Origin of the sequence: Shewanella goraebulensis, from assembly GCF_030252245.1 — a bacterium.
GTDB lineage: Bacteria > Pseudomonadota > Gammaproteobacteria > Enterobacterales > Shewanellaceae > Shewanella > Shewanella goraebulensis.
The window spans coordinates 3,577,437-3,602,848 of sequence record NZ_CP126972.1 but is presented as its reverse complement, the minus strand read 5'-3'; the positions used below and the strand labels follow the sequence as shown (position 1 = coordinate 3,602,848).

The window sequence follows — 25,412 nt, the reverse complement described above, 5'->3', positions numbered from 1 at the left end:
AAATTAAAAACAACAAACTGATGACGCAATTAATTCAACATTCTATGGGGAGAAGTCACTCATGATGAGTATTTCTAGAGTCATAAAGTTATCAGCTGTAGCAGCAAGCTTAGCTACGCTCGCTGGTTGTGGTGGTGGGGATTCATCTGAACCAGGTGAAGTACTATTAACATGTAACGTGCCGAATATACCAAATGCTGCAGGTACTGAGTGTGTCCCGCCGCCGCCGTTAAGTTGCCCTGCACCTAAATTTCCAGATGCTAAAAATGAAAGTTGTATTGTGGGTTACAACCCTGAGCTTCCTGAACCAGTGGTTTATGCTGGCGAAAACCAAGCAGTATTGTATTACAACCGCATTAAAGATAAGAACAATAGCGACTCAAATACCAATTACCCAGGTTATAAGTTACATACTTGGAATAACGATACTTGTGATAGTTATGCCGCGCCATTTGATTCAACCGATTGGGCGAATGGTCATTCGTTTGATGGTATTGATCCTAACTATGGAGCGTATTGGATTATTAACCTCAAAGAAGGTTATGGCGAATGTGCCAACTTTATTATTCACATTGGTACAGAAGGTTCTGGTAAAGCTTTAGGTGATGGTGATTTAGTCATGAACCTTAAAGTGCTAGCTGAAGAAGGTGAGGCTGAGGCCAACTTTAACCGCACTAACTTTACCATTCATGGTGAAAGTGATGTTTATGATTATCCAATTTTAGACGTTGGCTTTTCTATTGCAGGAGCGAGTGCGCATTGGCTAGATCAAAACACTTTTGTGTGGAATGAAGACCCAGATGGAATTGCAAAATTTGTCATTCATCATTCTGATTCAGCAGGTATTGCTGCAGACAATGATGGCAATATTACTGGTACACAAGTTGAAGTGATGTCCAGTGAGCTTACTGATGAACAAAAAGCATTAGTACCACATTTAGCAGATTGGCCAGCCTATGAAGCGGACTTCAGTGCTGAAGAAGCTAAAATGATTGCTAAAAATCAATTAGTGATGGCTGCGTATGATGGCGATAACAAGCCTGTAGCAGCGAGCCATGTACAGGTAGCTAAAGTGCTTGATGCACTATATACCTCAGGCGAAAGCGATGCTGATGAAGCTGATTTAGGTATCATTTATGATGGCAGTAATATCATGGCCAAAGTGTGGGCTCCTACTGCGCAAACGGTTAATTTAAAAGTTTATGATGCTGCTAAAAATCTAACCAATACCGAAGCTATGACGTTAGATGCTGAGACCGGTATATGGTCATTTAGTGGTGATATGAGCTTAGATAGAATGTATTATCGTTATGAGTTAATGGTATTTCATCCAGTCACCAAAGCGATTGAAACGTTAGAGTCTACAGATCCGTATTCGCTCAATGTCTCTACCAATGGCCGCTACAGTCAGTTTATTAACTTAAGTGATGATGACTTAAAGCCTGATGGTTGGGATGACCACGAAGTGATGACGGTTGCTAACCCAGAAGATATTGTTATTTACGAAGGGCATGTGCGTGACTTTAGTGCACGTGATGAGAGTACTTCAGAAGCCAATCGCGGTAAATATTTAGCCTTTACTGAAGATGGCAGTGTTCCTGTAGAGCATCTACGTAAGCTTGCAGAAAGTGGCGTGACTCATTTTCACTTATTGCCATTAACTGATATAGCCACCATTAATGAAGATCCAGCTGAACGCGTTGATATCACAGATACCTTAGGCACCTTGTGTGACAAGGTTGAAGACAACGCAGACGCGTGTGTGACTCAAGATAAGTCAGCGACGATTCAATCTATTCTTGAAGGGACATTGCCGGGCTCAAAAGATGCGCAAGCACTCGTTAATGCTATGCGCGGTTATGACAGCTTTAACTGGGGTTATGATCCGCAGCACTTTATTGCACCTGAAGGCAGTTATGCCAGTGATGCCGATGGTATTGCCCGCGTTAAAGAGTTACGTGAAATGAACCAAGCACTGCATGGTTTAGGCCTGCGCGTAGTGCTAGATGTGGTGTATAACCATACCAGTTCATCTGGGCTTTGGGATAACTCGGTACTCGATAAAGTGGTACCAGGCTATTACCATCGCTATAACGAAATTACCGGCAATATTGAGTCATCAACTTGTTGTGATAATACGGCGACTGAACACCGTATGATGGACAAATTTGTTACTGACTCTATGGTTATTTTAGCTGAGCAATATGGTTTTGATGGTTTCCGTTTTGATGTCATGGGCCATATGCCTAAGAGCAGTATTTTAGCCGCTCGTGAAGCAGTTCAAGCTGTTGATGCTGATAACTACTTTTACGGTGAAGGTTGGAACTTTGGTGAAGTTGCTGACAATCGCTTATTTGAGCAAGCTGTTCAAGCCAATATGGCAGGCAGTGAAGTCGGTACATACAATGACCGTATTCGTGAAGCCGTTCGAGGCGGAGCTTTATTTGCTTTAGAACAGAAAGATGACTACCTGCGCGATCAAGATACCTTACGTTTATCAATGGCGGGTAACTTACAAAATTACGTACTTAAAGACTTTAACGGCAATACCGCAACGGGGAGCAGCTTTAGCTGGAACTCACAACCTACTGCGTATGCGTTAGACCCTGCTGATAGTATTAACTACGTATCAAAGCATGATAACGAAACCTTATGGGATATTCTGCAGTACTCAAACGACATTGGTTTATCGTTGGATAGCCGTGTACGAGTGCAAAATATCGCCGCAACAATTCCATTAATGAGTCAAGGTATTCCATTTTTACAAATGGGTGGCGACATGTTGCGCTCTAAATCATTAGACCGTAACACCTATGACTCAGGAGATTGGTTTAATTGGGTCGACTTTACTAAGGGAAGTAACAACTGGAATGTTGGCCTTCCGTTAGAGCAAGACAACGCAGAAAAAATGGATCAAATTATTGAGCTTGCTGGTAACCCTAATTCAGCGCCATCTATGTCTGAAATAGAGTTTGCTTCAAACGTTTTTAATGAGTTCTTGTCCATCCGTAAAACAAGCCCATTACTGCGCTTAACAACAGAACAAGACATTCTTGACCGTGTTGGTTTCCATAATATTGGTACAAACCAAACCCAAGGCGTGATTGTCATGAGTGTTGATGATGGTGCTGGGTTGGTGGATATCGACCCAACAGTTGATTCCATGGTGGTAATGATTAACGGCAGTGAAAATGAGCAGTCTCATACTGTGTCTACAGCTGCAGGTTTCAGTTTACATCCAACACTGTCAATGTCTGTTGATTCAACAGTACAAAACGCTAACTTTAGTGAAGGCGAGGGTGAAGGTACCTTTACTGTGCCTGCATACACCACCGCAGTTTTTGTTAAAAACCAAGGTGATGCACAAGGTACTGGTTTAAGTGCAGACGCGACTGCGGGTGCGCCAGATGTTGTACCTTACGGTAGCACAGAGGTGTTTGTTCGTGGCGGCATGAACGGTTGGGGCGAAGTTGATAGCTTTACCTATATTGGAAATGGCGAATATCGCGTCGCGATTACTCTAGCAGCTGGTGGTTATGACTTTAAGATTGCCTCTGCTGATTGGAGCACCGTTGATTTTGGTGGTGTATCAGATGCTGAAGCCGGTGTAGATGAAGATGTGGCCGAGCAACTTGCAGCAAGTGGCGCTAACTTAAGCTTTACAGCCGCAATTGATGCAACTTACGTATTTTCACTCAATGCAGCAGATAAAGATAACCCAGTGCTAACGGTATATAACGAAGAGCCATTTGTTGGCACCAGTGTGTATGTTCGTGGTGGCATGAATGGTTGGGGCGAAACCAATGAGCTGGTATACATGGGTGGTAGTATTTATCAAGCTGAAATCCTAGTCTCAGCTGCAAATCATGAGTTCAAAGTGGCTTCTAGTGACTGGTCTACGGTTGATTACGGAAGTTTAGATGATAATGGCGCAGTGACTTTGGGAACTGCAAAAGCGTTAGCCGTTTCAGGCACCAATATGAGCCTTAACTTTGAAACGGAAGAAATGTACACCTTCACGTTTGATATGAGTAATCGCTCAGAGCCTGTGTTAACCGTCAACAAAACCGATATGTTTGCTGGTAACACTGTGTATATTCGTGGCGGTATGAATGGCTGGGGTGAAGTTGATGCTCTGAGTTATCAAGGCTCGTCAGTTTACAGTGTGGATATCGCGCTTGAGGCGGGTAATGCCGAGTTCAAGATTGCTACTGGCGATTGGTCAACTGTCGACTTAGGTGCGATTGCAGGTGAAGAAGCGGTCATTGAAGGTGATATGAAAACCTTAGCTTCAAAAGGAGCAAACATGATGTTTGACGTGGCAACTGCTGGCACTTATCGCTTTACTGTAACAGGCCCTAGCACTAGCTCACCCGTTTTGACTGTGACTGCGGTTAACTAAAACAGATGAGTCATACAGTGATAATGTCTGTTTATTAGAGCTTTAATTTGAGACTAAGTTACGTGTGATTAGTACTTTATTGCAAAAGCCAGTTGGGTTCCCAGCTGGTTTTTTTATTTAAGCGGAGCTGGTGGCTTCTAAACGCTGAACCTCGCAATATTTTTCATAACCAACAAACATAAATAGCTCAAACTTTCCCCGTATCATATGGCTCAATGTGATAGGTTATAGGCCTCAAATCTCAGAATTATTGGGCATCATTAATGTGGATAGCACTTACGATACTTGCCGCTTTTATGCAGTCTTGGCGAAATGCATTTCAAAGCGAGCTAAGCCAGCAAGTTAAAGTCAGTGGTGTCACACTCGCACGCTTTATTTGGGCTGGCCCTATTGCTGCGATCTATTTATTTAGCCTCTATCAAATCCAACCTAGCGAACTCCCAAAGTTTAGTTATCAGTTTTATGGCTTTGTGATTGGCGCATCATTAATGCAAATACTGGCAACAGGATTGATGGTTAAATTGTTTCAATTAAAAAACTTCGCGGTAGGGGCTGGGCTTGCTAAAAGCGAAGCGCTAGTCGCTGCTATTTTGGGGGTGTTGTTTTTTGGCACTAGCTTGAGTTTACTGGGTTGGATTGGGGTGATTATTGGCGCAGTAGCAGTGATGTTACTGAGCACTCAGCGCGGCGTTAAACGGTTATCACTCAATACCATACTATTAGGCTTAGGCAGTGGTGTCGCGTTTGCTTTTACTTCTCTTTGGGTCAGAGAGGCAAGTTTATTGTTGATTGCAGATACAGGCGTAGTTGATGCTATCCCTTTTACCCATAGAGCGGCTTGGGTGTTGCTATCAGTGATAGGTCTACAAACGCTGATATTAGTGACATATTTAAGCATAAAAGACCGCATCACCTTATTGGCATTATGGCAGAGGCCTCGACTGACATTACTCATAAGTATTTGTAGTTGTATCGCATCAATTGGTTGGTTTAGTGCCATGTCGTTACAAGCGGTTCCATACGTCAAAACTTTAGGCCAGATTGAAGTGTTTTTTACCATGTTGATCAGTGTTTTTTGGTTTAAACAAAAAATAAAAATGAATGAAGTATTCGGTTTAGTATTAATTGCTGTCGCGGCCATTCTAGTTATGTGGACATAGAGAATGTCTCAAATAATTGGCATTAAAATCAATAAGGGGGTAATGGCTAATAGTGATTTCAATTTGTTGTTTTTTCATACTATACTGGCGAAGGTAGAACCAAGACATCATTATTCAGGGAGAGTTTTATGGATCTGGTTGCTCATCGTTTCGCGCGCAAAAAAACGTCGCCAATAGTCACGTCGCCAATAGTCACTAAGTGGAGCACCGCGTTGAGTTGTGCAAGTTTGTCATTATTACTTAGCTCAAATGTGCTTGCAGCGACAATTTCAGAAGAAGAAATCCTTGAAGACACAGGAACCCCCACAGCTCAAACTTCAATTGTTTCAAAGGCGGCTCTTGATGAGTCTGCAATCGTTAAAGCGTCCTTCACTCCTGAACAGCTAAGCCTACCTCAAGATAGCAAATACGATTGGCTGCAATTCACTTCGTTAGAGCTGTTAAAAGGCGAAATCAAAAACTTATATGACGATAAATTAGAATTCGAAAGTGATGAACTGGATACAATTTTTATTGATTGGGAAGATGTAAAAGTACTGCAAAGTGCTGGTGTTGTGAGTATTGGTTTTTTAGATTTATCTACTCACAGTGGTCAGTTACTGGTTAAAGACGGCATTATGTATATCGATGGGCAGCAGTATGATCGCAGCCAAATATTAACGATTATTGCCGGTGAGCAAAAAGAGTCGAATTACTGGTCGAGTAAAATTTCCTTAGGGGCAAACTTTCGCTCAGGCAATACTGATCAAATCGATTACAGTGCTATAGCGAAAACGGTTCGCCGTACCACCGAATCTCGTTTCAATTTTGATTATATTGGAAATTATTCAAAATCTGACGATGAAGAGAAGATTAACAACAATCGTATCAATACCAATTTTGATTGGTTCTTATCTAAGCAATTCTATTTAAGACCAATATTCGCTGAAATCTATACTGACAAGTTTTTGAACATCGAATATAAACTCACCTTAGGTTCGGGTTTAGGTTATAACATTATTGATAATGCTAAAACTGAATGGAGTATTTCAGGCGGCCCAGCGTATACCTACACAAAGTTTAATAATGTTGAGGATGGCGTTGATACAGACAGCAGCTCAGCAACAGTGGTAGTTGAAACTGTTTATGATACTGAAATAACCAGTGATATTGATTTTGTTACTTCATATCGAGTCCAGTACGGTAATGACGATTCAGGTGGTTACACACACCATGCTTTAGCGACGCTAGAGATTGAACTGACAGATATGTTCGATTTAGATTTATCGTTTGTTTGGGACCATACTGGCAGCCCACAACCTGATTCAGACGGGAACACACCTAAGGAAAATGATTACCAATTTATTGTCGGTTTTGGTATCGATATTTAAACGCATCATTGAATGAGAAGGCTCAATTTTGAGCCTTTTTTTGTGCCAGGAAATAGTGAACATAGCCATTAATTGTGAGCTGGCAGACCAATGTTCCAATGGCTGCCCCAGCCAGTAAATCGCCTAAAAAGTGATAATTTTGCCCTAGTTGACCGATGATGACAGCAGCCATGCAAAATATCCACAACAACCTAAATTGGGGTGTGAAATACCAAAACAAACTGGCAAAAGCGAAAGTAAGTAATGCGTGCCCTGATGGAAAAGAGTGAAAGCTATTGGAAAGTGAAAAGGGGTGAAAGCTTTCCACGCCATGGCTAATCCATGAAAGGTTATCGTTAGTCCAAGTCTCAGGCCAAGTGCGACCGAATAATACTTTGGCGCCAACTCGAATGATGCTAGCGAAAATGGCCAGCAAAATAATGATCTGCCGAATATGAAATAGCCTAGTCTGATAGCGCTTGCTGAAACTCATAAGCACAATCGTTGCCGCAATTATTTCGAGCATCAGAGGTATTTTAGAAAAGCCTTCAAACATCAAATTTGATCGACTTTGTTGATGCATAAATTCGGCAATGCTTCGGTCAAAATAGACAATACTGAGTAGAGTAGCCATCCCAGCGAGAAGGTAAGCCGAGATAATAACAGGGCTAAAAGGGGTGGGTATTGGACTCGTAAAGTGACTCGCCGCTTGTTGTTTAGCAAGTTTCACAGCGCTATATCTTCAGTTAACTGGTTAATTTTTTCAGCTAAAGCTTCGTTAACTGGAGTCGAAATACCATGCTGTTGCGCTCTAGCTGTAACAAAGCCATTAATTTGCTTAATTTCAGTGGTGCGTTGATGTTTTACATCTTGGTACATGGAGGAAAAGTTATTGGCTGTGAGCTGAATAACGTTATAAATGGTACTGAGAGACTCAGTTAGCGAAAGCTGAACTCCTTCAGCCTTTGCTACTTCAATGCACTCAGTGGCAATAGCATTGATTCGATCTTGGTATTGCGCTTGTGCGAGTTGACCGTTGTTACACTGCTCGATTGCAGTGAGTGGGTTGATGGCGCAATTGACTATGAGCTTTTGCCATAAACCGAGCAAGATATTTGAGTGAGTCTCACTATTTGGAATTGTACTTAATAGTATTGATTCCAATTGCTGTGATATTGCCGCTCCGCGGATTTTGCCAATAACAGTTTTACCTGTGCCAGTTTGACGAACGTGCAGTTGCCCTACCTTTAATGCGGCTTGAGAAGTCGTTCCAAGATATAAACAGATATCGTCACGTTGATGGGTTTCAATAAGCTTAATGACCTGGAGGTGTGGTCCCAATCCATTGTGTAGCAATAACAAGGTAACTTTACTGGGTAGTTTATCAATGAGCGCTGCAACAGCATCATTCACCTGATAAGACTTTACGCACATAATAACCAACTCAATATTCGATAACTGTTCAGATGTGACAGCACTGAGATTATTAACCAAGCAAGGCTGAACTATGGTGTCATTTATTAATGAGTCATCAGAAAACGTTTCAACAGTCAGCGATTGAGTTTGAATGTCAGTTGTCGATAAACAGAAATTTCGACCGAGTAAAAGAGGTTTAGTAGGTTTTGATGGCGTGTTGTTAAGGGAAGTCGCGTGAGTCAGCTGATGATAAATCAGCATGCCAATAGCACCAGCACCGACGATGACAATATTGGGTGCATTTTGGTTAGATGCGCTTTTGTTAAGAGAGCTTTGGTTAGAAGCCTTTTGAGCAGGAGGAACCAGTTTTGAACTCATCAGTTACTCGCTTATGACGCTTTTGATGACGATTTAGGGAATAACCTAGCCGCTTGATACTTTCTAAATATAAACAAGAACATATAAAATAAAGCAATGCCAAATACATCTGCGACGACATCAGCCACAGAAGCACTACGATAAGGGATTTGAGATTGAATTACCTCAATCAATATTGCGTAAAAAGTCAGTACCGAGCACATCCAATACCACTTAGGTTTAAAAGCGAAGTAGGCTAAAAAAGCTAACCCGAAAAAACTCAGAGTATGGCCTACTTTGTCCATGTTATTAAAAGTAATGGGATAGTTCGGTTTTGAGAAAACAAGATAACTGACAACAAGAATAGCTAAAGCAAATGCAGCAGTGAAAAATAATTTTAATTTCATGTTGTCGTTTACTTAACCTGATGCAATATCGTCTGAGTGAAACAATGATAAAAAAAGCCGCGGGTAAAGTCATTAAATTCCAGTTAATTAATGTTTTCTATTTTATGGAGGGTTTGCGCTTCCTGTTAAAATGGTATTATTAGCACAATGATTAAATGGGAGAATAACTATGCCATCAATGGACATCGTTTCAGAAGTCGATGAAGTTGAATTACGTAATGCTGTTGAGAATTCACGCCGAGAACTTGCAGGTCGTTTCGACTTTCGTGGTAAAGAAGCTGAGATTGAACATAAAGATCATACAGTGACCTTAAAAGCTGAGGATGATTTTCAATGTCGTCAGTTAGTGGATATCTTACGCATTCAGTTAAGTAAACGTAATGTTGAACCATCAGCAATGGATGTTGACGAAAAGTCAGTGCATAGTGGTAAAACCTTCAGTTTGAAAGTGAACTTCAAACAAGGTATCGATACCCTGATTGCTAAAAAGTTGGTTAAACAGATTAAAGACAGCAAGTTAAAAGTGCAGTCATCTATTCAAGGCGACTCTGTGCGGGTTACCGGTAAGAAGCGTGATGATTTACAAGCAGTCATGCGCTTGGCAAAAGAGTCTGAATTGGGCCAGCCTTTTCAGTTTAATAACTTTAGAGATTGATGTATCGAAGGGCTGCCAATCGGGCAGCCTTTAGCTTGTAGCTTAATCTTTCAGTTTATTAATTTCTTCATTTAATTCATAACCTTTATCAGTCACAATTTTTTCCAAAATCACTAAACGATGTTTCATACTTTTGACTTCATCTACCAATTTCATCTTATCACTGCTATCTATTTTGGCTTCAAGTTGTTTCATCCGTAAACGATATTTGAAAAAGTCTGCCCCAAAGATGGCGAAAAAAACTATAGCGACGATGACAATATTACTGATATCCATATTTATCCCTTATGATTTCCAATAGAACTGCAATATAAGCAAAAATATAGCCAATAATGCAAGGTTATGATTAATATTGCTTTATGTTTTCTGTGGCATGTATATGTATAGTTAGAAATTATAGTTAATATTCATTGTGCTCACTCATTAGTGATTTTAGCCATTATCTTTAACAACCTTAATTGCCATCTTTGTATCAGATTCACCATTTTCTAAATTTAATAATCGGTCAGCTATTCGAGTTTCACTAAAATTTAATTGGCTTTTCATTTCAGTTGTTACCACTTACTGTCGCCTTGATGCTGCATACTTTTAAATTGCGACGTTAAGATCTGAGATATGACTACTGCAAAAATGAAATTCGCCATCGATGATGGTTCTACCAATGTTAAAATTAGCTGGATAAAAGACGAAAAGGTGCATTGTGTCACTTCGCCAAATTCTTTTCGTAAAGATTGGAAGAGTGCAGCATTACTCAATGGAAAGAAGATTTTTAACTACCAAATTGGCTCAACAAAATACACTTTTGATGCCACATCTGACAGAGCCTTATCCACTACTCACGTCGCATATCAGTATGATGATTTAAATCTACTTTCAGTGCATCACGCGCTATTACAAACAGGCATCAAACCTTGCCCCGTTAGTATTTTAGTAACCTTACCCATTACTGAATATTACAACGCAGACGATTGCCAAAAGAACGAAGCTAACATTGAGCGTAAGAAGGCTAACTTATTGCGTGAAATCTCGCTCAACAAAGGCGACTTATTTGACATTGTAGATGTAGAAGTCTTGCCAGAAAGTCTACCAGCAGTATTAACCACATTAGTGGATTCGGGCATTAATGCCTTTACTAAATCATTAGTTATTGATGTTGGTGGAACGACTCTCGATATGGGGGTGATTGTTGGTGAGTTCGATGATGTATCAAGCGTATACGGTAATGCAACGATAGGTGTGTCTATGGTAACTGATGCGGCCAGAAAAGCCTTAGCGGCAGCTGACAGCGATGCAAGTTACCTTGTGGCGAACGAATTGATTAAGAATCGTCATAACCGTGAGTTTGCGTGTGAAGTGATTAACGACTTAACCAAAGTGGATTGGGTACTTGAGCGTATCGAGCATAAAATCGAAGAGCTAGGCAATGCCATTGCCTATGAAGCGAAAACCTTTATGCGTAACCCTAACCGTGTTTATTTAGTTGGCGGTGGAGCAACACTAATCGAAGCTGCTGTGCATGAAGCATACCCAAGCCTTGGCGAAAAAATAGTGTTGCTTGCAAAACCTCAAGAAGCTTTATCGCGTGAGATTTGTTGTTATCACGCTGCTGAAAGTGATGACGTAAATGCTGATGACTCTGCAGCTGCTTAATAGGTAAAGTGTATGCGTATCCAATGTACTTTTAATTTAGCGCCAGAACTTCATGAACAGCATGGTTACGCCATAGAGAATCTGCGTGCTTGGCAAGTCAGTGAGAAAGAACGCAGCGATGAAAAAGATATCGCCCAGCAAAGGCGCAGCATTTTTCATCGTGACATTTATTTGTCTGGTTTGTATTTGCATCAGTTGTCGCCAGAGTTACCAAAACTTGTCAGTGAGCAATATCGCCCAAATGGTGTTAATGCAAAGCGAATTACTCAGCAAATATCATCGTTCGATGATGAGTTAACTTGCGGAACTCAAATGTCTATTGTTGAGGCTCCTGCTATAGCGGTACTTGATGATAGCCAATGGCTGAAGTTTGAAAAAATGCTCGCAAAGCAGCAACAAACTAGGCAGCAAGAGCAAGCTGATATAGATGCAAAAGCAAAGATTGAAACTGAAGCGAAGCATGGGCATTTAATCGAGCAGTTAAGTGAGCTTCTTACTAGTCAGTTTTCAGCCCAGTTGAGTCAATTTCAGGCTCAAAATGAGCAACTTCTGGCAGAGCTAAAAGTACAATCAGCTGCTCATTCACTTATCACAGACTCATCTGTTGCTGGCTCTCCTGATATTAGCTCTTTCGAATCGAGTTTAGCGGCAATTGAAACAAGACTAGATGATCACAATGTTGAATTACTTAACGCCATTAGTGCTAACCAACAAAGCTTATTGTCGGCATTTAATAGCGTTAAAAAGCAAATGAACAGTTTATCTGATCAAATGAGTCAAAACTTGGCTAATGGTTATCAGGCCTTGTCAGGTGAAGAGCCGGGGGCAGACCAATCACAAGTAAAACAACTTAATACCCAACTTCAACGTGCCAGTAAAATTAAAGCTAAAGGGCTTTGGTAGTTTGAATCAGTAACCACATCCAGTAATCACATCCAGCAACCAAGACTATTAACTAGATGCGGTAATTTGAACGGATAGTTAACGTGAGTATTCAAAAAAGCCCAAGTTAAACTTGGGCTTTTTTGGCTTTAAAGAGATAAAAGCCGTTAACTTTTGATTAAAAATGGGTATTGATGACCTAGCAGAGAGAGCTGCTTTGATTGATATTTGTACAGCTTTGTTGCTCTGATGATTGCTTTTATTATTTTTTAACCTCAGCCAGAGTTAAGATATGAGCGAATAAATTTAAATAGCTAATATTCAAACGCCTACATTAAAAAAAGAGCGTTGCACTGATAACAAGGCTAATTTACGCGTCAATAGCGGTTCTATTGCAAGTAATCTCAACACTGTTAACGGTGAAAATAGCAGTCTGATATGCATTTATTATCCCGAATTGAGATTATTTAATAGGACAACGAATAAAATAGAGAATCAACAGGATGAAAAATAAACGAAATATGGGCTTAATTGTTTGAAAAATGACAATAAATACAATTTCACAGTAAAGACGACAAAAGTTGCAGATTTTGTTGGAGTTTTATGTCTATACTAAAGCTGTAAAGCACGTAAATGACATACGTATGAAAAGCAGATAGTTTGTTTGTAAAGTTAACAATAATTTATACAACTACCCTTGTGATCTAGAACAAACGCCCCAAAATCTACTTATGTAAGAATAAATATCTGCTAGAAAGTGAAGTATATAGCAAGGCTATATTATTAAAGGATAAGTTATCTATGAAAATAAATCTTTCAGGTCACCATGTTGATGTTACAGATACTGTAAAAGAAGACGTTAGCGCAAAGTTCACTAAAATTGCCAGCCATTTCCCTACGTTAATATCGCTCGATATTATCATCTCAAAAGAACACGGCGAATTTGAAGTTGAAATCACGACAAATTATGAAGGAAGTCGTATAGCCGCAAAAGCCTCAGACCCTGTTATGTATCCAGCACTTTCAAGTGCAGGCAAAAAACTCGATGCAGCACTAAAGCATCGTAAAGGACAACTTAAAGCTGATTTGCACAATAAGCCAAAAGTAACAACGCCTGAAATCGCTCATGAAAAAGTTCAAGAAATGGATTTAAAGTAAGCGAGTTACGTTAATTAACGTATAAAAAAACGCAGTCAATTGACTGCGTTTTTTATTGCCGTAAATAAACGAATTAATCGTTGATTTCAGCATTGTGATAAACGTTTTGTACATCGTCACAATCTTCTAGAGCATTAATGAACTTGTCGAAGGTTTCAACATCTTCACCTGTCACTTCAGTCATTGCTTGTGGCACAAAGGTGATGTGCTCAACTTCAAAGTTGATATCAGCATTATCGTCAGTTAATGCGACACGGACCTTGTTAAATTCTGTAATTGGTGCGAATACGCTGATCATACCGTCTTCTAGTTCTACGTCAGTAACATCAACATCAGCCATCATCAATAATTCTAAAATGGCTTCATCGTCTTCACCAGCAAATACAAATACTGCTTGATGATCAAAGCTATGCGCAACAGTCCCCGGACCGCCTAATTTAGCGTCGTTTTTAACGAATGCTTGACGCACTTCAGTAAAGGTACGTTTAACGTTGTCAGTTAAGCAATCAACGATGACAGAACAGCCACCAGGACCAAAACCTTCATAACGAGCAGTGTCGTAATCTTCGCCACCACCACCTCTGGCTTTTTCAATGGCACGTTCAATAACGTGAGTCGGTACTTGGTCTTTTTTGGCGCGGGTAATTAAGCTACGAAGCGCTAAGTTACCATCAGGATCAACACCACCATTTTTGGCACAAACGTATATTTCTTTACCGTAGCGCGAGTAAATACGCGTCTTTTGGCCGGCAGTTTTTGCCATAGATTCTTTGCGGTTTTGGTATGCTCTTCCCATCTTGATCTCGTTTTTAATGTCGAAAATTGCCGCTGATTCTAACAAAAATAATCGCAGCTGTTTAGTCTATATAGGCACTGCAGTTGATGCAGATCAGCCGATAGAGGATTAGTGAGTTTAATTTACCATAGATGCTGTTAAATTTGTGTAAGATATTGATTGCCAGAATGAGGTATAAGTTTCAATATTCGTCTAGACTGATACGAGAGTTATAAAAACCATATCGTAAGCATGTAGTTAGCATCGGTAAGAGAGTGAAAATATGACAAAAGAGAGTCAAGAACCCGCCAGCACCAATGAAGATAATAAAGCGACGGTAACAGTATTATTTTATGAAGCGCCAGTAGGCCTGTTAATGAAAAATATAGTACTAACAGGTTTAGATGTGAGCGAGACGGGAAGGGTAATGCTTCCCAATGAGTTTAGGGTGGGGAAATCAATCATTGCTGTACTTGATGGTGAATGTAAAATTCTTAACTCATTAGGTGAGCGTGTGTATGCTCAAAAAAATTTAGTCTAATGTAGCACTATTTTTTATTTACAACGTACCTAGTGACTAAGTTAATACTGCCTAGTAACTATCTATACAGTAACTATATATACAGTAACTATCTATACAGTAAATAACTGCTGAGTAAAAATAAGGCGACTACTTGTGAGTCGCTTTTTTGTTTTTTATTGAATATGGATTATTCGACCCCATCTATTACATTAACAATGACAAACTTAAGCTAAATTATACGCTCAGCTTAAGTTTTTAAATAACAGCGAATCGCTATTTCAAGGAAGTACTATGCCAATGCCTGCCACGTTATTTACCCCTTATAAACTTAATGACACACTAACTCTAAATAATAAAATCTTAATGGCGCCACTCACACGTTGTATGGCTGACGATGATTTAGTCCCCACTCAAACGATGGCTGACTACTATGCTCGCCGCGCAGATGCTGGTTTAATCATTAGTGAAGCCACCATTATTCGTCCTGACGGCCAAGGTTACGTCAATACACCGGGTCTTTATACTCAAGCGCAAATAGACGGCTGGAAACTAGTGACTCAAGCTGTACACGAAAAAGGCGGGAAGATTTTTGCCCAGCTATGGCATACGGGCCGCGTTGCTCACCCGTTCTTTTTCGGTGAAGAAAACGGTGAAGTGTTATCAGCATCAAATATAGGAATTGAAGGCACTATTCCACGTAATAGAGATTTGACATATCAGCAACCTAAAGCAGCGACAATTGAAGATATCGCTTCGCTAGTAGCTGACTATGCCTCTGCAGCTGACAATGCAATAGAAGCGGGTTTTGATGGAGTTGAAATCCATGGTGCAAATGGCTACCTAATCGATCAGTTCTTACATTATTCATGTAATAACCGCAGCGATGAGTACGGCGAAACCCCAGAAAATATGACACGTTTTGCTGTTGAAGTTATCGATGCGATTATCGAGAAAATTGGTAGTGATAGAACAGCGATTCGTTTATCTCCGGGCGCCTATTTTAATATGAAACCAGACAACCGTGACCGCGCAGTATTTGATAGCTTATTAAAGCAACTAGAACCGCGCAATTTAGCATTTATTCACTTAGGGATATTTGATGATGCTATGGAATTTGATTATTTAGGTGGCCAAGCCTCAAGTTATTTACGTCAGCAATATAATCAAACGATTGTTGGTGTGGGAAGTTACACCGCCCAAACGGGTAGCGATGCAATTGATAATAATCAATTTGATTTATTGGCAATTGGACGCGCTTTTATTGCTAATCCAGATTACGTCGCTAAAGTTCGTGATGGGCGTGAATTAACTGCTTATGATGACGCTATGCTCGCTGAGTTAGTTTAATCATTTCTAGTTTTAAGCTACTGAGTCTAAAGTTGCTTAGTTGCTTATTCAAAAACTAATTTACGAATTGCTTAAAAATAAAGGCCACGAAATATCGTGGCCTTTATTATGTGTAAATGTATGGGGGATGTAAAACAAGAGGGGTATAGCTACAAGTACATAAACATCGAACGTCTAAGATGTCTCTGTATCTTGAGACGCCAATGCCGCTTCTATGGAAGGTGCAGGCTTACCTAGTAAAAAGCCTTGGGCATAATCAATCTTATATTGTTTTACTTGCTCAAGAACTTGCTCTGAATCTACAAATTCCGCAACGGTTTCAATACCCATTTTTTTAGCAAAATCTGTCACAGTCGCAACTAAATACTGAGCTTTTTCATCTTTATCTAAATAGCGAATAAGTGAGCCATCTATTTTAATAATATCGATGTCTAATCTCATTAAATGCACAAAATTAGAGTAACCTGCGCCAAAGTCATCGATGGCAATTTTACAGCCATAGGGTTTTACCTTGCTGATAAAATCGTGGACTAAATCGTAATTGGTGATTTCTTCACTTTCTAGCAGTTCAAAGGTCAATCTTGTGGCTGTTTCAGGGTAGCTTTTTAGGAGCGTAACTAATGTTGCTATCCGTTCTGGATCAGCAATATCTTCAAGAGATATATTGACTGAAAACTCATAAGGTGTTGAGTTAAATAATGAAAATGACTTCTCGAGCATTACTTTCATCATCCTAGGGTAAAGACGCGAACGCACTGCTGTCTGCATAAACTGAGCTGGTGTCAGCACTTTGCCATTAGCTAAGCAAATACGCATTAAACATTCGAATTTGGGGTTGGCACTTATTACATGGTTTTCACTTTTAGGGGTGTCATTTTTTGAAAGTGGTTTGATTAGCTGCACATAAGGGGTTACTAGGTTATTTTGTACTGCTGAAACCAATAAACGACTTTGATGCATATTAGCTTCAAAAGCCTGAGGGTTAGACATGTCAGCTGTAAATAAACGGTAGTGTTGGTAATGTCGCCTTGCAATACGTCTGGCTAAGTCAGCATGTTGGTGTAACTGAGAATACAGCTCGTTGATACAATGGGCACCTCCAGCGCTTAAGGTAATGTAGAGTTCGTTTTCATCAATCACAATCGCTTGATGGGTAACATGCTCGATTAACTGCTCGGCTAAGTCTTGTAGCTGTTGATCATTAAACTTGCTGACAACCAAAACCACAAATTCATCAGCCCCAGTTTTATATAAACTGTGTGGAACTGCATTCATTTCGAGACTACTAGCCACCTTTTGAATAATAGCATCACCGGTTTTTACACCATAAAAATCATTAATTTCGTCAAAATCAGTAATGCTGAAAACTAACAATGAGCTGGCTTGATACTGCTTGAGATCTGCATAGAGTTTTTTCCGGTTAGGTAAGCCGGTGAGATTATTGAAATAAGCCTCATTAAAGAGGTTACTGTTTTGCTGCTCAATTTTATGAAAACTATCTGCCAACGACTGTCGCATGATTTCAAAATTATCACCAAGCTGTTGGATTTCATCTTGGCTATTGAGGTTGAGCTTCTGGGTTAGGTCGCCTTTGACTATTTTTTGAGTCCAATTGGTTAAGGTAAGAATATCCGCAGTAACGATCTTCCCAACACTCATCAATAACCAACTGGCTAAACTAAGCACGCCAGACAGTAACAATAGCTGAAATAATAAGGTGTTTAGAAGCTCTGCACCGTAAAGCTTAACTTGCATAGAACCACCGTAAAACCCTTGCAGCTGACCACGGGACATAATCGGTTGCATCACTTGGCTAAAACCCAATACCCATTCACTTTGGCGTGTCTTATTAGTTTCAACATGGCGTATTCCTGCAGGACGTTTGGCGGTGACTAACTGTCCGTTAAGGGCGTTTTCTTTTGCTTCGGGAATGAGGTTGGCCCACATGCCTTTGATGAAGTAATCATGAGTGTTATTAAATCCAAGCTTTTGTGCTCGGTGTAACTGAATTGATTGATTTTGCTGGCGGTGATGCAGTGAAATTAACTCGCCATTTTTATCTAATACGGCAAAGTCAGATAAAGTAATTTGAAATAGGCTGGTTTGCTTTTTATCAATTCGAGTCGTTGCTTGTGCAAAAAATTGATCAATAGCATTGTCTATTTGCTGCTTTTGGTTATTTAAGTCATTAAAATCAATATGGTTACTGGCTAATACCAAGTGCATATTATGTAATGTATCACTGATGCTGAGTTTAATGAGCTGTCTGTTTTGATGTAATTGGTAGCTGAAGAAGATGATTTGGATACAGATTAAAATCAGCACATTCGACAGCATCAATTTGCGGTAAAGAGGCATCTTTAAATGCAGTAACCAGTACAACAATGGCTCTAACAAGCAATACAATAAAAATGCGCCTATAACTGCCAGCGTTAACAGTCGACTAATCACAGCAATCTTTGGCCAGTCAGCTATTTCAATAAGAGAGTTTTTATCCCCCCAAGGGTTCACGGCTGTATTAGGGTTATTGGGGTCTAAAATCCAAATCGCATCAGTTTGTCCTTCTATCTCTAGCACCAATTTATATTCAATATCTCCAGGGTGTAATGGGAGTTGATAGTGCCACTGGTTTTTACCAGAAGGCTGCATCCGATAAAAGGGATCGTCACTGTGCCAGTCAGAAAAACTGCCACTCACAAAAACGTTTGCAACATGACTTGTTGGTGTTAAACCGTATTCTTGATTGAGCTTGTCTGAAAGGGGAAGCGATAAATTGATCTCGTAAGGCGTTAGTGCGCTTGTTGCAAGGTAGGACACAAGCCAAGTTTGAAGCGGCCATAAACACAATAAGGCTAACAGGATACCCAGCCTTAATTTCCATTTATGTAAATAATGAGCTACTAAACTCAATGAAAGACCTTACTCATAGTCGAATTAACCCGAATACAATAAAAGTTGAGCTTGTATTCGCCCGCGAAGTTGATGTAATTATTAACAATTATGTATCAATATGAGCTGAATTTTAGGCAAGGTCAACAGGGCGATAGAGAAAATTTATCATCTCATTAATAGAAAGTGAGCGAACTTAATGAGCGCTAGAAAGGATATTGAGTAAGCGCTTAATATGGCTTTAAGTCATATTCAATCACTGAACTGTGATGCGAGCAGCATTCAGTTGCTAGCCGATATTTAAGATGTTACGTATAATGTAAACCATCTATTTCTGTTAATTGGCAATGTTATTGTACAAAATCAGCAGAAAGTCTTTCAAATTAAAGAGAAAATATCATGAGCGCTATCCCACCATGTCCTAAATGTGAATCTGCCTACGTATACGAAGATGGTTCACAACTTATTTGCCCTGAATGTGCTCATGAATGGAACCCAAACGAAGAAATCGTTGATCCAGATGCCATTATCTTAAAAGATGCAGTAGGCAACTTACTGGCTGAAGAAGACAAAGTAACTCTAATCAAAGACCTTAAAGTAAAAGGTTCTTCATTAGTGCTTAAAGTGGGCACTAAAGCAGTCATCAAACGTTTTGTAGATGCTGACCACGACATCGATTGTAAAGTTGATGGTCACGGCCAAATGATGTTGAAATCAAAATTTGTAAGAAAGCAGAACTAAATCGATTTCATCTTATATAAAACCTGCCTAGTGCAGGTTTTTTTATACGAAAAACATGGACGCGGGTTCAAGTTCCGCCGCCCCTGTAAAGTTAGACTGCTAAGCTTTATGGAATCGATGATATAGAATCTTATATCATCATGAATATTAGGCAAACAAAAGGTCTTAGTATTGTTGCTAGCCCTTTTCTAATTATCGTAGACGATTCGCCGGAAGATACTCAGCAACATAAAAGTTCAACTGTCCAGTCATTTCCTTCAGATAGCTACCATTTACAATATTAGTTGACCACTATTACTGAGCCTAAAAACATTCTACTGGATTGATTTCGGTGACTAGTTTCGAAACTTGAATGATAAAAACGCAGCTATATTAGCCGCGTTTTTTGTAATTAGTACTTGAGTCTGGGGCTTAAATTAGAAATGAGTGTTTATAGTTACATTTTAAATGTGTAATAAATGGTCACTCCAGTAAAACGTTTATGTTTCATTGCATAAATTATAGGGAATATTTCTACTTTCTTTTACTACATTGGCAATAGAGTCTAATCCGGCGACTTAGATTAGGCCAAGGCTTTACGTTGCCATATAGGGCTTTTAACATCTCATTGGCTGTTTCAAATGGCTTACCATTGAGAGCACATAACTGAGCCTGTGGCTGTTTGGCGTTGCTATCTAGCTTTTGATAATACAGCGAGATTTGTTTGGCTCTGCTGCCGTTGAGCATTGTTAGTAGATGTTGTTTATAACTGTAGAGTGTAGGCTGCCAATATTTATACAAGAACAAGATGATTACCACTAACATAGCCCCAGCTACAATTAGCCAAATGCTTTGCCAAGGGATCCCTCCAGCATCGATCTGCTTGCCAACAAGTAATTGTTGCTGTATGATTTTTTTTACTGGATCCCACCAGGTTATCGTTTCACCGCCTAGATTATATTGTCCCGGTTCGTCAATAGAGTAGCTAATATGCTGTGAAATAGTCGCGTAACTATTGCCTCTATTATAATGAGACTCTAGCTCAGGTTCTGAAAGCATAAGGCTAACTCCTTCAGGCACAATGAACTGGGTGGAGGGTATGGTTAACCGTGAGGTTTTACTGGCTTTTATCTGTAGTGTTCTTTCAATAATATCACCTGCGCCTAGCTGTATTTTATTATTGGTTGAATCATAATCATTAAACTTTATGTCACTATTTGAAATAGACCAGTCATCACTAATTTTCACATCGTTTGAAACCAAGTAATGCTTGCTATTTCCCATTGCCGAAGGTTGCATCGCCACTAATACAACCCCCTGAATTTTCTTTGTAACAGCAACAGGCTTACCTTCATCATCGGCTACAAATGCTGTAACTCGCATCGGTGGAATTGAATAAACACCAGGCTGATTGGGATAGATTTGAAAACTCCACCGCTGGCTGCTATATCTTTTTCCGTCGATCATCGTACTACCACTTGCGCGATAGGTTGATTCATTAACCACTAAGGCGTTATCAACCACAGGTAAGTTAAATTCAGCGCTATCGACAAAGTAACTTGGTGTGGCAATTAGTAAATTAACATTCACTTGTTGTCCTGGTGCAACCTTGCTGTTATCAACACTAAGTTTTACTACTAATGCCTTCTCTTTATCTATTGGAGTCTCAGCAGCCAAAGCGACGTTAGATACGAAAAGTAGCATCAAGATCACTGCTAAGCAGTAAGATAATCTGTCCCTGTAATGCCCCTGCTTGTTCGAAGTAACTTTTATAAAGTATTGATATAATGGTGAAATATTCATTGCACGCCCTCGTTATCTCGATTGAATTCCGATAAAAATTTGAGCCGAATAAACTGACGCGGGTCTCGGCTTATATCCCGAAGCCATTGCTCTGTCGCGGCGCTACTTTTTAGAATGTCAGTGGCTTTTAAGGTGGGTTTTGGCAATTCTCCTATGACTTTTTTCTTGCTACCATCGGCGATCTCATTGGCATCCTTAGGAGGTGGCTTGCCATTTTTAGAGGGCGGATTAGTGCTCTGATATGATTCGCTTAAACCGTTTATTTTGCTAATTATCTCCTCAATAATAGCTAAGTTATGCTGCGCTCCAGGGTATTTAGGTTGTAAGGTGAGGAGCCCTTTATAGAGTTCTCGAGCTGTTTTGTACCGGCCGTCTTGGGATGCTGCGTCAGCCATGTTAAAAATGGAGTCAACATCGCCAATTTTAGAAAACTCATTTTGCGCACATTTAAAATCCTCAGTGTAATAGCATGACATTGCTTTCCAATGAGTATCGTCAAAAAGGGCCTTAGCTTGTTGATAATTGCCATTATAGACATAGATCATAGCTTGCTGATCTTTGGTTAATAGCCAATCTATTGGAGAGGCTTTGGCATGTTGAACGGGAGTCAATAGGCAGAAAAATAACATAAAACTCCAATTAAGGGTCCAACCTTTTCTAAACCACAACAGTATTAATGAGGCCGTGGCTAACAGAAAATAGAAAGATTCATCCTGCCAGTTGTTATCATCACTATTGGCTTGCAGTGGCATGTTAGCAACGGCATTGATTAAAGCCATGCTATTACTTAGCAGTCGATCTGCTTGAATGACAGGGATGCCTAGTTCGTCTGCAGTTTGTTTACCCATTTCGGTAAATGCCAAAGCTACGCTGCTAATGTGATTGTCGGCCAATAGTTTCTTTAGATAACTCACTCCTGTTTGTAACCCGTCTGTCACTAATACCAACCCAGTGCCTTGCTTGTTCAAAGAAGGAGTTGATTTTATTCGTTTCGCCAGTTGTGCGGCATCTCCACCTTCAGTAGGCATCAATTCAGGGCTTAAATATGATAGATACAGTGAGGCCAACTCTACATCGTTAGTTGGGGGTAATAAAATATGTGTGCTACCGCTAACCGCTACAATGCTAATAGGGCGATTAACCCCATGGGTCAACAGTCGGTTAATCAAAAACTGAGCTCGTAAGTTACGATTCGGTGAAACATCTTTTTGCTTCATCGATAGCGATTGATCCATCACGATAATAAGCGGTGAAGTATGATCAGTTTCGGCGTTTTTATGCTGCCAAACAGGTTGTGCTAACGCAATGACGATAAGAACTAATATCATTGTGACCGCTAATAATGGCCCAGTGTTTTTAGTACTATTACTTTTTGTAATCAGTAACGCCATTAAATGAGGAGCGATCGCAGTGCTACTGAAAGCTTTGTTCTTAAGGCGATCTCTTGCGACGCGATAGATAACTAGTGCTGCTATAGGCATTAACAGCCAAAGAAACTGTGGCGAAAGAAAGTGAAAGTCAGTACCGATTGAATCAAACATGCCTGTGCCTCCTCTGTTTAACTTCTAGCACCGACAACACTGTCCACATACAAAAGTAGAATGATACTAACCCTATTAGTAAGTTCGGATAGAGTAATGTTGTTGGTTGGTAGGTTTGACTACTAAATTGGCTTGGAGCAATTTGATTAACTTCATCTAATACTTGCTCTAATGCGCCTTTACTCGCAGCTATAAATGAATGACCGCCGGTTAAGCTAGAGACCAATTGGAGCGTTTTTATATCGACTCTTTCATCTTTGGCTTGCGTTTTAGGGTCGCCTATTGCGATGGTATAAATCTGTACCCCTTTAGCTTTGGCAACTTTAGCGGCTTCTATCGGCGGTAAGCTACTGGCGGTATCTGCGCCATCAGTGACCAGTAATAGTACTTTTTGTTTCGATGTTGATTTGTCGAATGCACGTAAGCTAAGCCCAATAGCATCTCCAATTGCCGTTGCTGGGCCAGCAATGTCAGTAGTTAATCCAGTTAACATCAATTGCCATGTCGCAATATCTGCGGTGAACGGCACCTGGACGTAAGCACCAGAACCGAAAGCGATTAGCCCTAGTCGATCGCCTTTTCGCTGAGCAGAAAATTTAGTTAGCAGACTTTCTAGAGCATCCCAGCGTTTAATTTTTGAAGCATTTTCACTTGGGAAATCTGCGGTGTTCATTGATTTAGATAAGTCGACAGCGACCATCAGATCACGCGCTGTTTTCTGTATTTCGAAAGATTTCCCTAGTATGGCTGGTTGAGCTAAACATAGCACCAAGATTGCCCATGTAACCACTAGCGCAATTTTTTGCATACGTATTGGCTGCATAACTCGGCTAGCTTGGTGGGCTTTCTTTCCTGTAAGCCTTAACAGACGGGCAAAGAAGGGAACTCGTATGGCGCGCTCACTTACTTTAAACGCAGGAGCCATAAAGTAAACAGCTAAAGGCAAAGGTAATATGAATAACCAGTAGGGGTTTAATAAAGTGATCATTTTTTTGCCTGCTGATGATGTTTAATCCAGTAGAGTGCAGTGTTGAGTATGGCTTGATTGGTTACCTTATCGTGCTTCCAAGCTCGTTCTGATTGGAAACTCACTTTAATGAGTTGGCTGGCTAAGTGTGTATCAAACTGATTTTTGCAAACTTGCTGATTTAAAAATGTTGCCCAATCGTCCCCCATTAAGCTAGCGATCGCTTGATCTGGATATGCATGTATTGCAGTGTGCTTTAACACTAAAGGTATTGAGGCAATCATCAGTTCGTAACTGGTTTTTCGGTAGCGTTTTAGGTCTTTGAGGGCATCACGTCGATAGGCATTTAATTTCCAATTACGGTAGCAACGGTAGATAGCATATAGGCTCAATAGAATAAATAGCATTACAATCATTTTTGCTACGGGCGTTTGAGGTAATAATGACACAGGGTGTGGCATTATCATGGGCTGAAAGTCAGTAAGCATATAATTACCGAAGTTTTCAGGCTTTGGGATTGAAAACCAGCTCATTTTCTACCGCCCATCAATAAAGTCGTCAACTGTTTTTGGGATGGTTCAATGGTGTTTAATGTGCCGAAAGGTAGCTGCGTTGCCCGCAGTGCTTGGCGTAAGTCACATATGCGCTTTGCACTATCTTGTTGAAACTTATCAGCGTCTACAGCATTGTTAGTCAGTTCATACTGTAGATTACCATCTGAAATAGCCAAGCCTTCAGCACGGCGGTAATCTAGCTCAAGCTCATCATTGACGAGCAGCATTATAATATTGTGTTTAACGGCAAGCTGCTTTATAAAAGCAACGTCCGTCGTAGTAAGTCCCTCTCCGTCTGTGATTACCACTAATGTTCCGCTGCGCCCCAAAAGCACACTAGCGTCTGTTAACTGTTTAGTGATTGATGGAGTAGGCTTTAGCGGTGCAGTAAAGTTCTTTAGCTGTTTGTTAGCCGTGGCTAGTTGATTTAAGTAGCTTAATATACCGATAGAGCTTCGATTGGGCATTTGCACTCTGACTTGTTGATCTTCAATGATTAAACCACCAACACGATCACCTCGCTCCAATAGTAGCCATGCCATAAGTGCTGCAATTTCGGCTGCAATAACAGATTTAGTATAAACCTGACTGCCAAATAGCATCGTTGAGCGCTGGTCACATAAAATTATCGCGGGTCTGTCTGTTTCTTCTGTAAAAACCCGCACCAATTTTTTGTCACTGCGAGAGGAGGCCTTCCAGTCAATATCTTTCAGGCTATCGCCAGCGCGATATGAGCGTAGTTCTTCAAAATCGAGTCCTTGACCACGCAATTTAGAACGATTGCGCCCGGCTAATATGCCTGAGGGCTTGAAGGTTGTGCACAAAGACATTTTTTTTACTATCCTGCGTAACAGAAT

21 protein-coding genes are annotated in these 25,412 nt (G+C 40.2%); 10 read left to right on the top strand and 11 right to left on the bottom strand.

What is annotated here, in order from left to right; genetic code table 11:
• Window positions 1-61 precede the first annotated feature (61 nt).
• From QPX86_RS15280 to QPX86_RS15270, 3 genes are all read left to right on the top strand, one after another.
• A complete protein-coding gene (locus QPX86_RS15280; RefSeq protein ID WP_285163130.1) occupies window positions 62-4,402 on the top strand; it encodes an alpha-1,6-glucosidase domain-containing protein in 4,341 nt (1,446 codons plus the stop codon).
• Between the two features lie 263 nt (window positions 4,403-4,665).
• Window positions 4,666-5,562 carry a DMT family transporter gene (locus QPX86_RS15275; RefSeq protein ID WP_285163129.1) on the top strand — a complete coding sequence of 299 codons (897 nt, stop codon included), beginning with the start codon at window positions 4,666-4,668 and terminating at the stop codon, window positions 5,560-5,562.
• A 128-nt stretch (window positions 5,563-5,690) separates the two neighbouring features.
• Window positions 5,691-6,932 (top strand): DUF481 domain-containing protein, encoded by a 1,242-nt coding sequence (locus QPX86_RS15270; protein WP_285163128.1) that lies wholly within the window; start codon window positions 5,691-5,693, stop codon window positions 6,930-6,932.
• A 22-nt stretch (window positions 6,933-6,954) separates the two neighbouring features.
• On the opposite strand, the gene QPX86_RS15265 is transcribed toward QPX86_RS15270, so the two are convergent.
• Genes QPX86_RS15265 through QPX86_RS15255 form a run of 3 tightly spaced genes read right to left on the bottom strand, consistent with a single transcriptional unit; the run spans window position 6,955 to window position 9,091 of the window.
• Window positions 6,955-7,641, bottom strand: coding sequence for a phosphatase PAP2 family protein (locus tag QPX86_RS15265; protein ID WP_285163127.1), 687 nt, complete (start codon window positions 7,639-7,641; stop codon window positions 6,955-6,957).
• On the bottom strand, window positions 7,638-8,705 hold the full coding sequence (locus QPX86_RS15260) for a ketopantoate reductase family protein (RefSeq protein WP_285163126.1): 1,068 nt from the start codon (window positions 8,703-8,705) through the stop codon (window positions 7,638-7,640). The genes QPX86_RS15265 and QPX86_RS15260 overlap by 4 nt, the downstream gene beginning before the upstream one ends.
• An 11-nt stretch (window positions 8,706-8,716) precedes the next feature.
• Window positions 8,717-9,091 (bottom strand): VanZ family protein, encoded by a 375-nt coding sequence (locus QPX86_RS15255; RefSeq protein WP_285163125.1) that lies wholly within the window; start codon window positions 9,089-9,091, stop codon window positions 8,717-8,719.
• Window positions 9,092-9,260: 169 nt separating this feature from the next.
• Here QPX86_RS15255 and QPX86_RS15250 point away from each other — a divergent pair, with 169 nt between their 5' ends.
• Window positions 9,261-9,746 carry a YajQ family cyclic di-GMP-binding protein gene (locus tag QPX86_RS15250; protein ID WP_220753117.1) on the top strand — a complete coding sequence of 162 codons (486 nt, stop codon included), beginning with the start codon at window positions 9,261-9,263 and terminating at the stop codon, window positions 9,744-9,746.
• Window positions 9,747-9,788: 42 nt separating this feature from the next.
• Here the strand turns inward: QPX86_RS15250 and QPX86_RS15245 are convergent, their stop codons facing one another.
• A complete protein-coding gene (locus QPX86_RS15245) occupies window positions 9,789-10,022 on the bottom strand; it encodes a hypothetical protein (RefSeq protein WP_220753116.1) in 234 nt (77 codons plus the stop codon).
• Window positions 10,023-10,361: 339 nt separating this feature from the next.
• Here QPX86_RS15245 and parM point away from each other — a divergent pair, with 339 nt between their 5' ends.
• The 3 genes from parM to hpf all read left to right on the top strand — a co-directional run bounded on the left by parM (window position 10,362) and on the right by hpf (window position 13,436).
• Entirely contained in the window at window positions 10,362-11,396 is a 1,035-nt protein-coding gene (gene parM, locus QPX86_RS15240; protein ID WP_285163124.1) for a plasmid segregation protein ParM domain-containing protein, read from the top strand.
• Window positions 11,397-11,408: 12 nt separating this feature from the next.
• Window positions 11,409-12,299 carry a hypothetical protein gene (locus QPX86_RS15235; RefSeq protein WP_285163123.1) on the top strand — a complete coding sequence of 297 codons (891 nt, stop codon included), beginning with the start codon at window positions 11,409-11,411 and terminating at the stop codon, window positions 12,297-12,299.
• 780 nt (window positions 12,300-13,079) lie between these two features.
• Window positions 13,080-13,436 (top strand): ribosome hibernation-promoting factor, HPF/YfiA family, encoded by a 357-nt coding sequence (gene hpf, locus QPX86_RS15230; protein ID WP_153913346.1) that lies wholly within the window; start codon window positions 13,080-13,082, stop codon window positions 13,434-13,436.
• Window positions 13,437-13,509: 73 nt separating this feature from the next.
• On the opposite strand, the gene QPX86_RS15225 is transcribed toward hpf, so the two are convergent.
• On the bottom strand, window positions 13,510-14,232 hold the full coding sequence (locus QPX86_RS15225) for a YebC/PmpR family DNA-binding transcriptional regulator (RefSeq protein WP_220753113.1): 723 nt from the start codon (window positions 14,230-14,232) through the stop codon (window positions 13,510-13,512).
• 262 nt (window positions 14,233-14,494) lie between these two features.
• On the opposite strand from QPX86_RS15225, the gene QPX86_RS15220 reads away from it, so the two are divergent.
• Both QPX86_RS15220 and QPX86_RS15215 read left to right on the top strand, forming a co-directional pair.
• Window positions 14,495-14,752, top strand: coding sequence for a TIGR02922 family protein (locus tag QPX86_RS15220; RefSeq protein WP_220753112.1), 258 nt, complete (start codon window positions 14,495-14,497; stop codon window positions 14,750-14,752).
• A gap of 279 nt (window positions 14,753-15,031) precedes the next feature.
• On the top strand, window positions 15,032-16,081 hold the full coding sequence (locus QPX86_RS15215; RefSeq protein WP_220753134.1) for an alkene reductase: 1,050 nt from the start codon (window positions 15,032-15,034) through the stop codon (window positions 16,079-16,081).
• Window positions 16,082-16,255: 174 nt separating this feature from the next.
• Here the strand turns inward: QPX86_RS15215 and QPX86_RS15210 are convergent, their stop codons facing one another.
• A complete protein-coding gene (locus QPX86_RS15210) occupies window positions 16,256-18,991 on the bottom strand; it encodes an EAL domain-containing protein (RefSeq protein WP_285163122.1) in 2,736 nt (911 codons plus the stop codon).
• A 378-nt stretch (window positions 18,992-19,369) separates the two neighbouring features.
• On the opposite strand from QPX86_RS15210, the gene QPX86_RS15205 reads away from it, so the two are divergent.
• A complete protein-coding gene (locus QPX86_RS15205) occupies window positions 19,370-19,711 on the top strand; it encodes a zinc ribbon domain-containing protein YjdM (RefSeq protein ID WP_220753110.1) in 342 nt (113 codons plus the stop codon).
• A 513-nt stretch (window positions 19,712-20,224) separates the two neighbouring features.
• On the opposite strand, the gene QPX86_RS15200 is transcribed toward QPX86_RS15205, so the two are convergent.
• From QPX86_RS15200 to QPX86_RS15180, 5 genes are all read right to left on the bottom strand, one after another.
• The gene (locus QPX86_RS15200; RefSeq protein ID WP_285165180.1) at window positions 20,225-21,394 is read right to left on the bottom strand and encodes a BatD family protein; all 1,170 of its coding nucleotides are present in this window, start codon (window positions 21,392-21,394) and stop codon (window positions 20,225-20,227) included.
• 95 nt (window positions 21,395-21,489) lie between these two features.
• Window positions 21,490-23,034: a VWA domain-containing protein gene (locus tag QPX86_RS15195; protein ID WP_285163121.1), complete on the bottom strand. Its 1,545-nt coding sequence runs from the start codon at window positions 23,032-23,034 to the stop codon at window positions 21,490-21,492.
• Entirely contained in the window at window positions 23,027-24,022 is a 996-nt protein-coding gene (locus QPX86_RS15190; protein WP_220753107.1) for a VWA domain-containing protein, read from the bottom strand. Before QPX86_RS15190 ends, QPX86_RS15195 begins: the two co-directional genes overlap by 8 nt.
• The gene (locus QPX86_RS15185) at window positions 24,019-24,534 is read right to left on the bottom strand and encodes a DUF4381 domain-containing protein (protein WP_285163120.1); all 516 of its coding nucleotides are present in this window, start codon (window positions 24,532-24,534) and stop codon (window positions 24,019-24,021) included. The genes QPX86_RS15190 and QPX86_RS15185 overlap by 4 nt, the downstream gene beginning before the upstream one ends.
• The gene (locus QPX86_RS15180) at window positions 24,531-25,385 is read right to left on the bottom strand and encodes a DUF58 domain-containing protein (RefSeq protein WP_220753105.1); all 855 of its coding nucleotides are present in this window, start codon (window positions 25,383-25,385) and stop codon (window positions 24,531-24,533) included. Before QPX86_RS15180 ends, QPX86_RS15185 begins: the two co-directional genes overlap by 4 nt.
• Window positions 25,386-25,412: the final 27 nt, after the last annotated feature.

Bases quoted from the DNA above. Each gene is read 5' to 3' on its own strand.
- hpf (WP_153913346.1), top strand. From the start codon at position 13,080: ATGAAAATAAATCTTTCAGGTCACCATGTTGATGTTACAGATACTGTA.
- QPX86_RS15180 (WP_220753105.1), bottom strand. From the start codon at position 25,385: ATGTCTTTGTGCACAACCTTCAAGCCCTCAGGCATATTAGCCGGGCGC.
- QPX86_RS15205 (WP_220753110.1), top strand. From the start codon at position 19,370: ATGAGCGCTATCCCACCATGTCCTAAATGTGAATCTGCCTACGTATAC.
- QPX86_RS15190 (WP_220753107.1), bottom strand. From the start codon at position 24,022: ATGATCACTTTATTAAACCCCTACTGGTTATTCATATTACCTTTGCCT.
- QPX86_RS15200 (WP_285165180.1), bottom strand. From the start codon at position 21,394: ATGCTACTTTTCGTATCTAACGTCGCTTTGGCTGCTGAGACTCCAATA.
- parM (WP_285163124.1), top strand. From the start codon at position 10,362: ATGACTACTGCAAAAATGAAATTCGCCATCGATGATGGTTCTACCAAT.
- QPX86_RS15185 (WP_285163120.1), bottom strand. From the start codon at position 24,534: ATGAGCTGGTTTTCAATCCCAAAGCCTGAAAACTTCGGTAATTATATG.
- QPX86_RS15250 (WP_220753117.1), top strand. From the start codon at position 9,261: ATGCCATCAATGGACATCGTTTCAGAAGTCGATGAAGTTGAATTACGT.
- QPX86_RS15225 (WP_220753113.1), bottom strand. From the start codon at position 14,232: ATGGGAAGAGCATACCAAAACCGCAAAGAATCTATGGCAAAAACTGCC.
- QPX86_RS15260 (WP_285163126.1), bottom strand. From the start codon at position 8,705: ATGAGTTCAAAACTGGTTCCTCCTGCTCAAAAGGCTTCTAACCAAAGC.
- QPX86_RS15255 (WP_285163125.1), bottom strand. From the start codon at position 9,091: ATGAAATTAAAATTATTTTTCACTGCTGCATTTGCTTTAGCTATTCTT.
- QPX86_RS15275 (WP_285163129.1), top strand. From the start codon at position 4,666: ATGTGGATAGCACTTACGATACTTGCCGCTTTTATGCAGTCTTGGCGA.
- QPX86_RS15215 (WP_220753134.1), top strand. From the start codon at position 15,032: ATGCCTGCCACGTTATTTACCCCTTATAAACTTAATGACACACTAACT.
- QPX86_RS15235 (WP_285163123.1), top strand. From the start codon at position 11,409: ATGCGTATCCAATGTACTTTTAATTTAGCGCCAGAACTTCATGAACAG.
- QPX86_RS15280 (WP_285163130.1), top strand. From the start codon at position 62: ATGATGAGTATTTCTAGAGTCATAAAGTTATCAGCTGTAGCAGCAAGC.
- QPX86_RS15245 (WP_220753116.1), bottom strand. From the start codon at position 10,022: ATGGATATCAGTAATATTGTCATCGTCGCTATAGTTTTTTTCGCCATC.
- QPX86_RS15195 (WP_285163121.1), bottom strand. From the start codon at position 23,034: ATGTTTGATTCAATCGGTACTGACTTTCACTTTCTTTCGCCACAGTTT.
- QPX86_RS15270 (WP_285163128.1), top strand. From the start codon at position 5,691: ATGGATCTGGTTGCTCATCGTTTCGCGCGCAAAAAAACGTCGCCAATA.
- QPX86_RS15220 (WP_220753112.1), top strand. From the start codon at position 14,495: ATGACAAAAGAGAGTCAAGAACCCGCCAGCACCAATGAAGATAATAAA.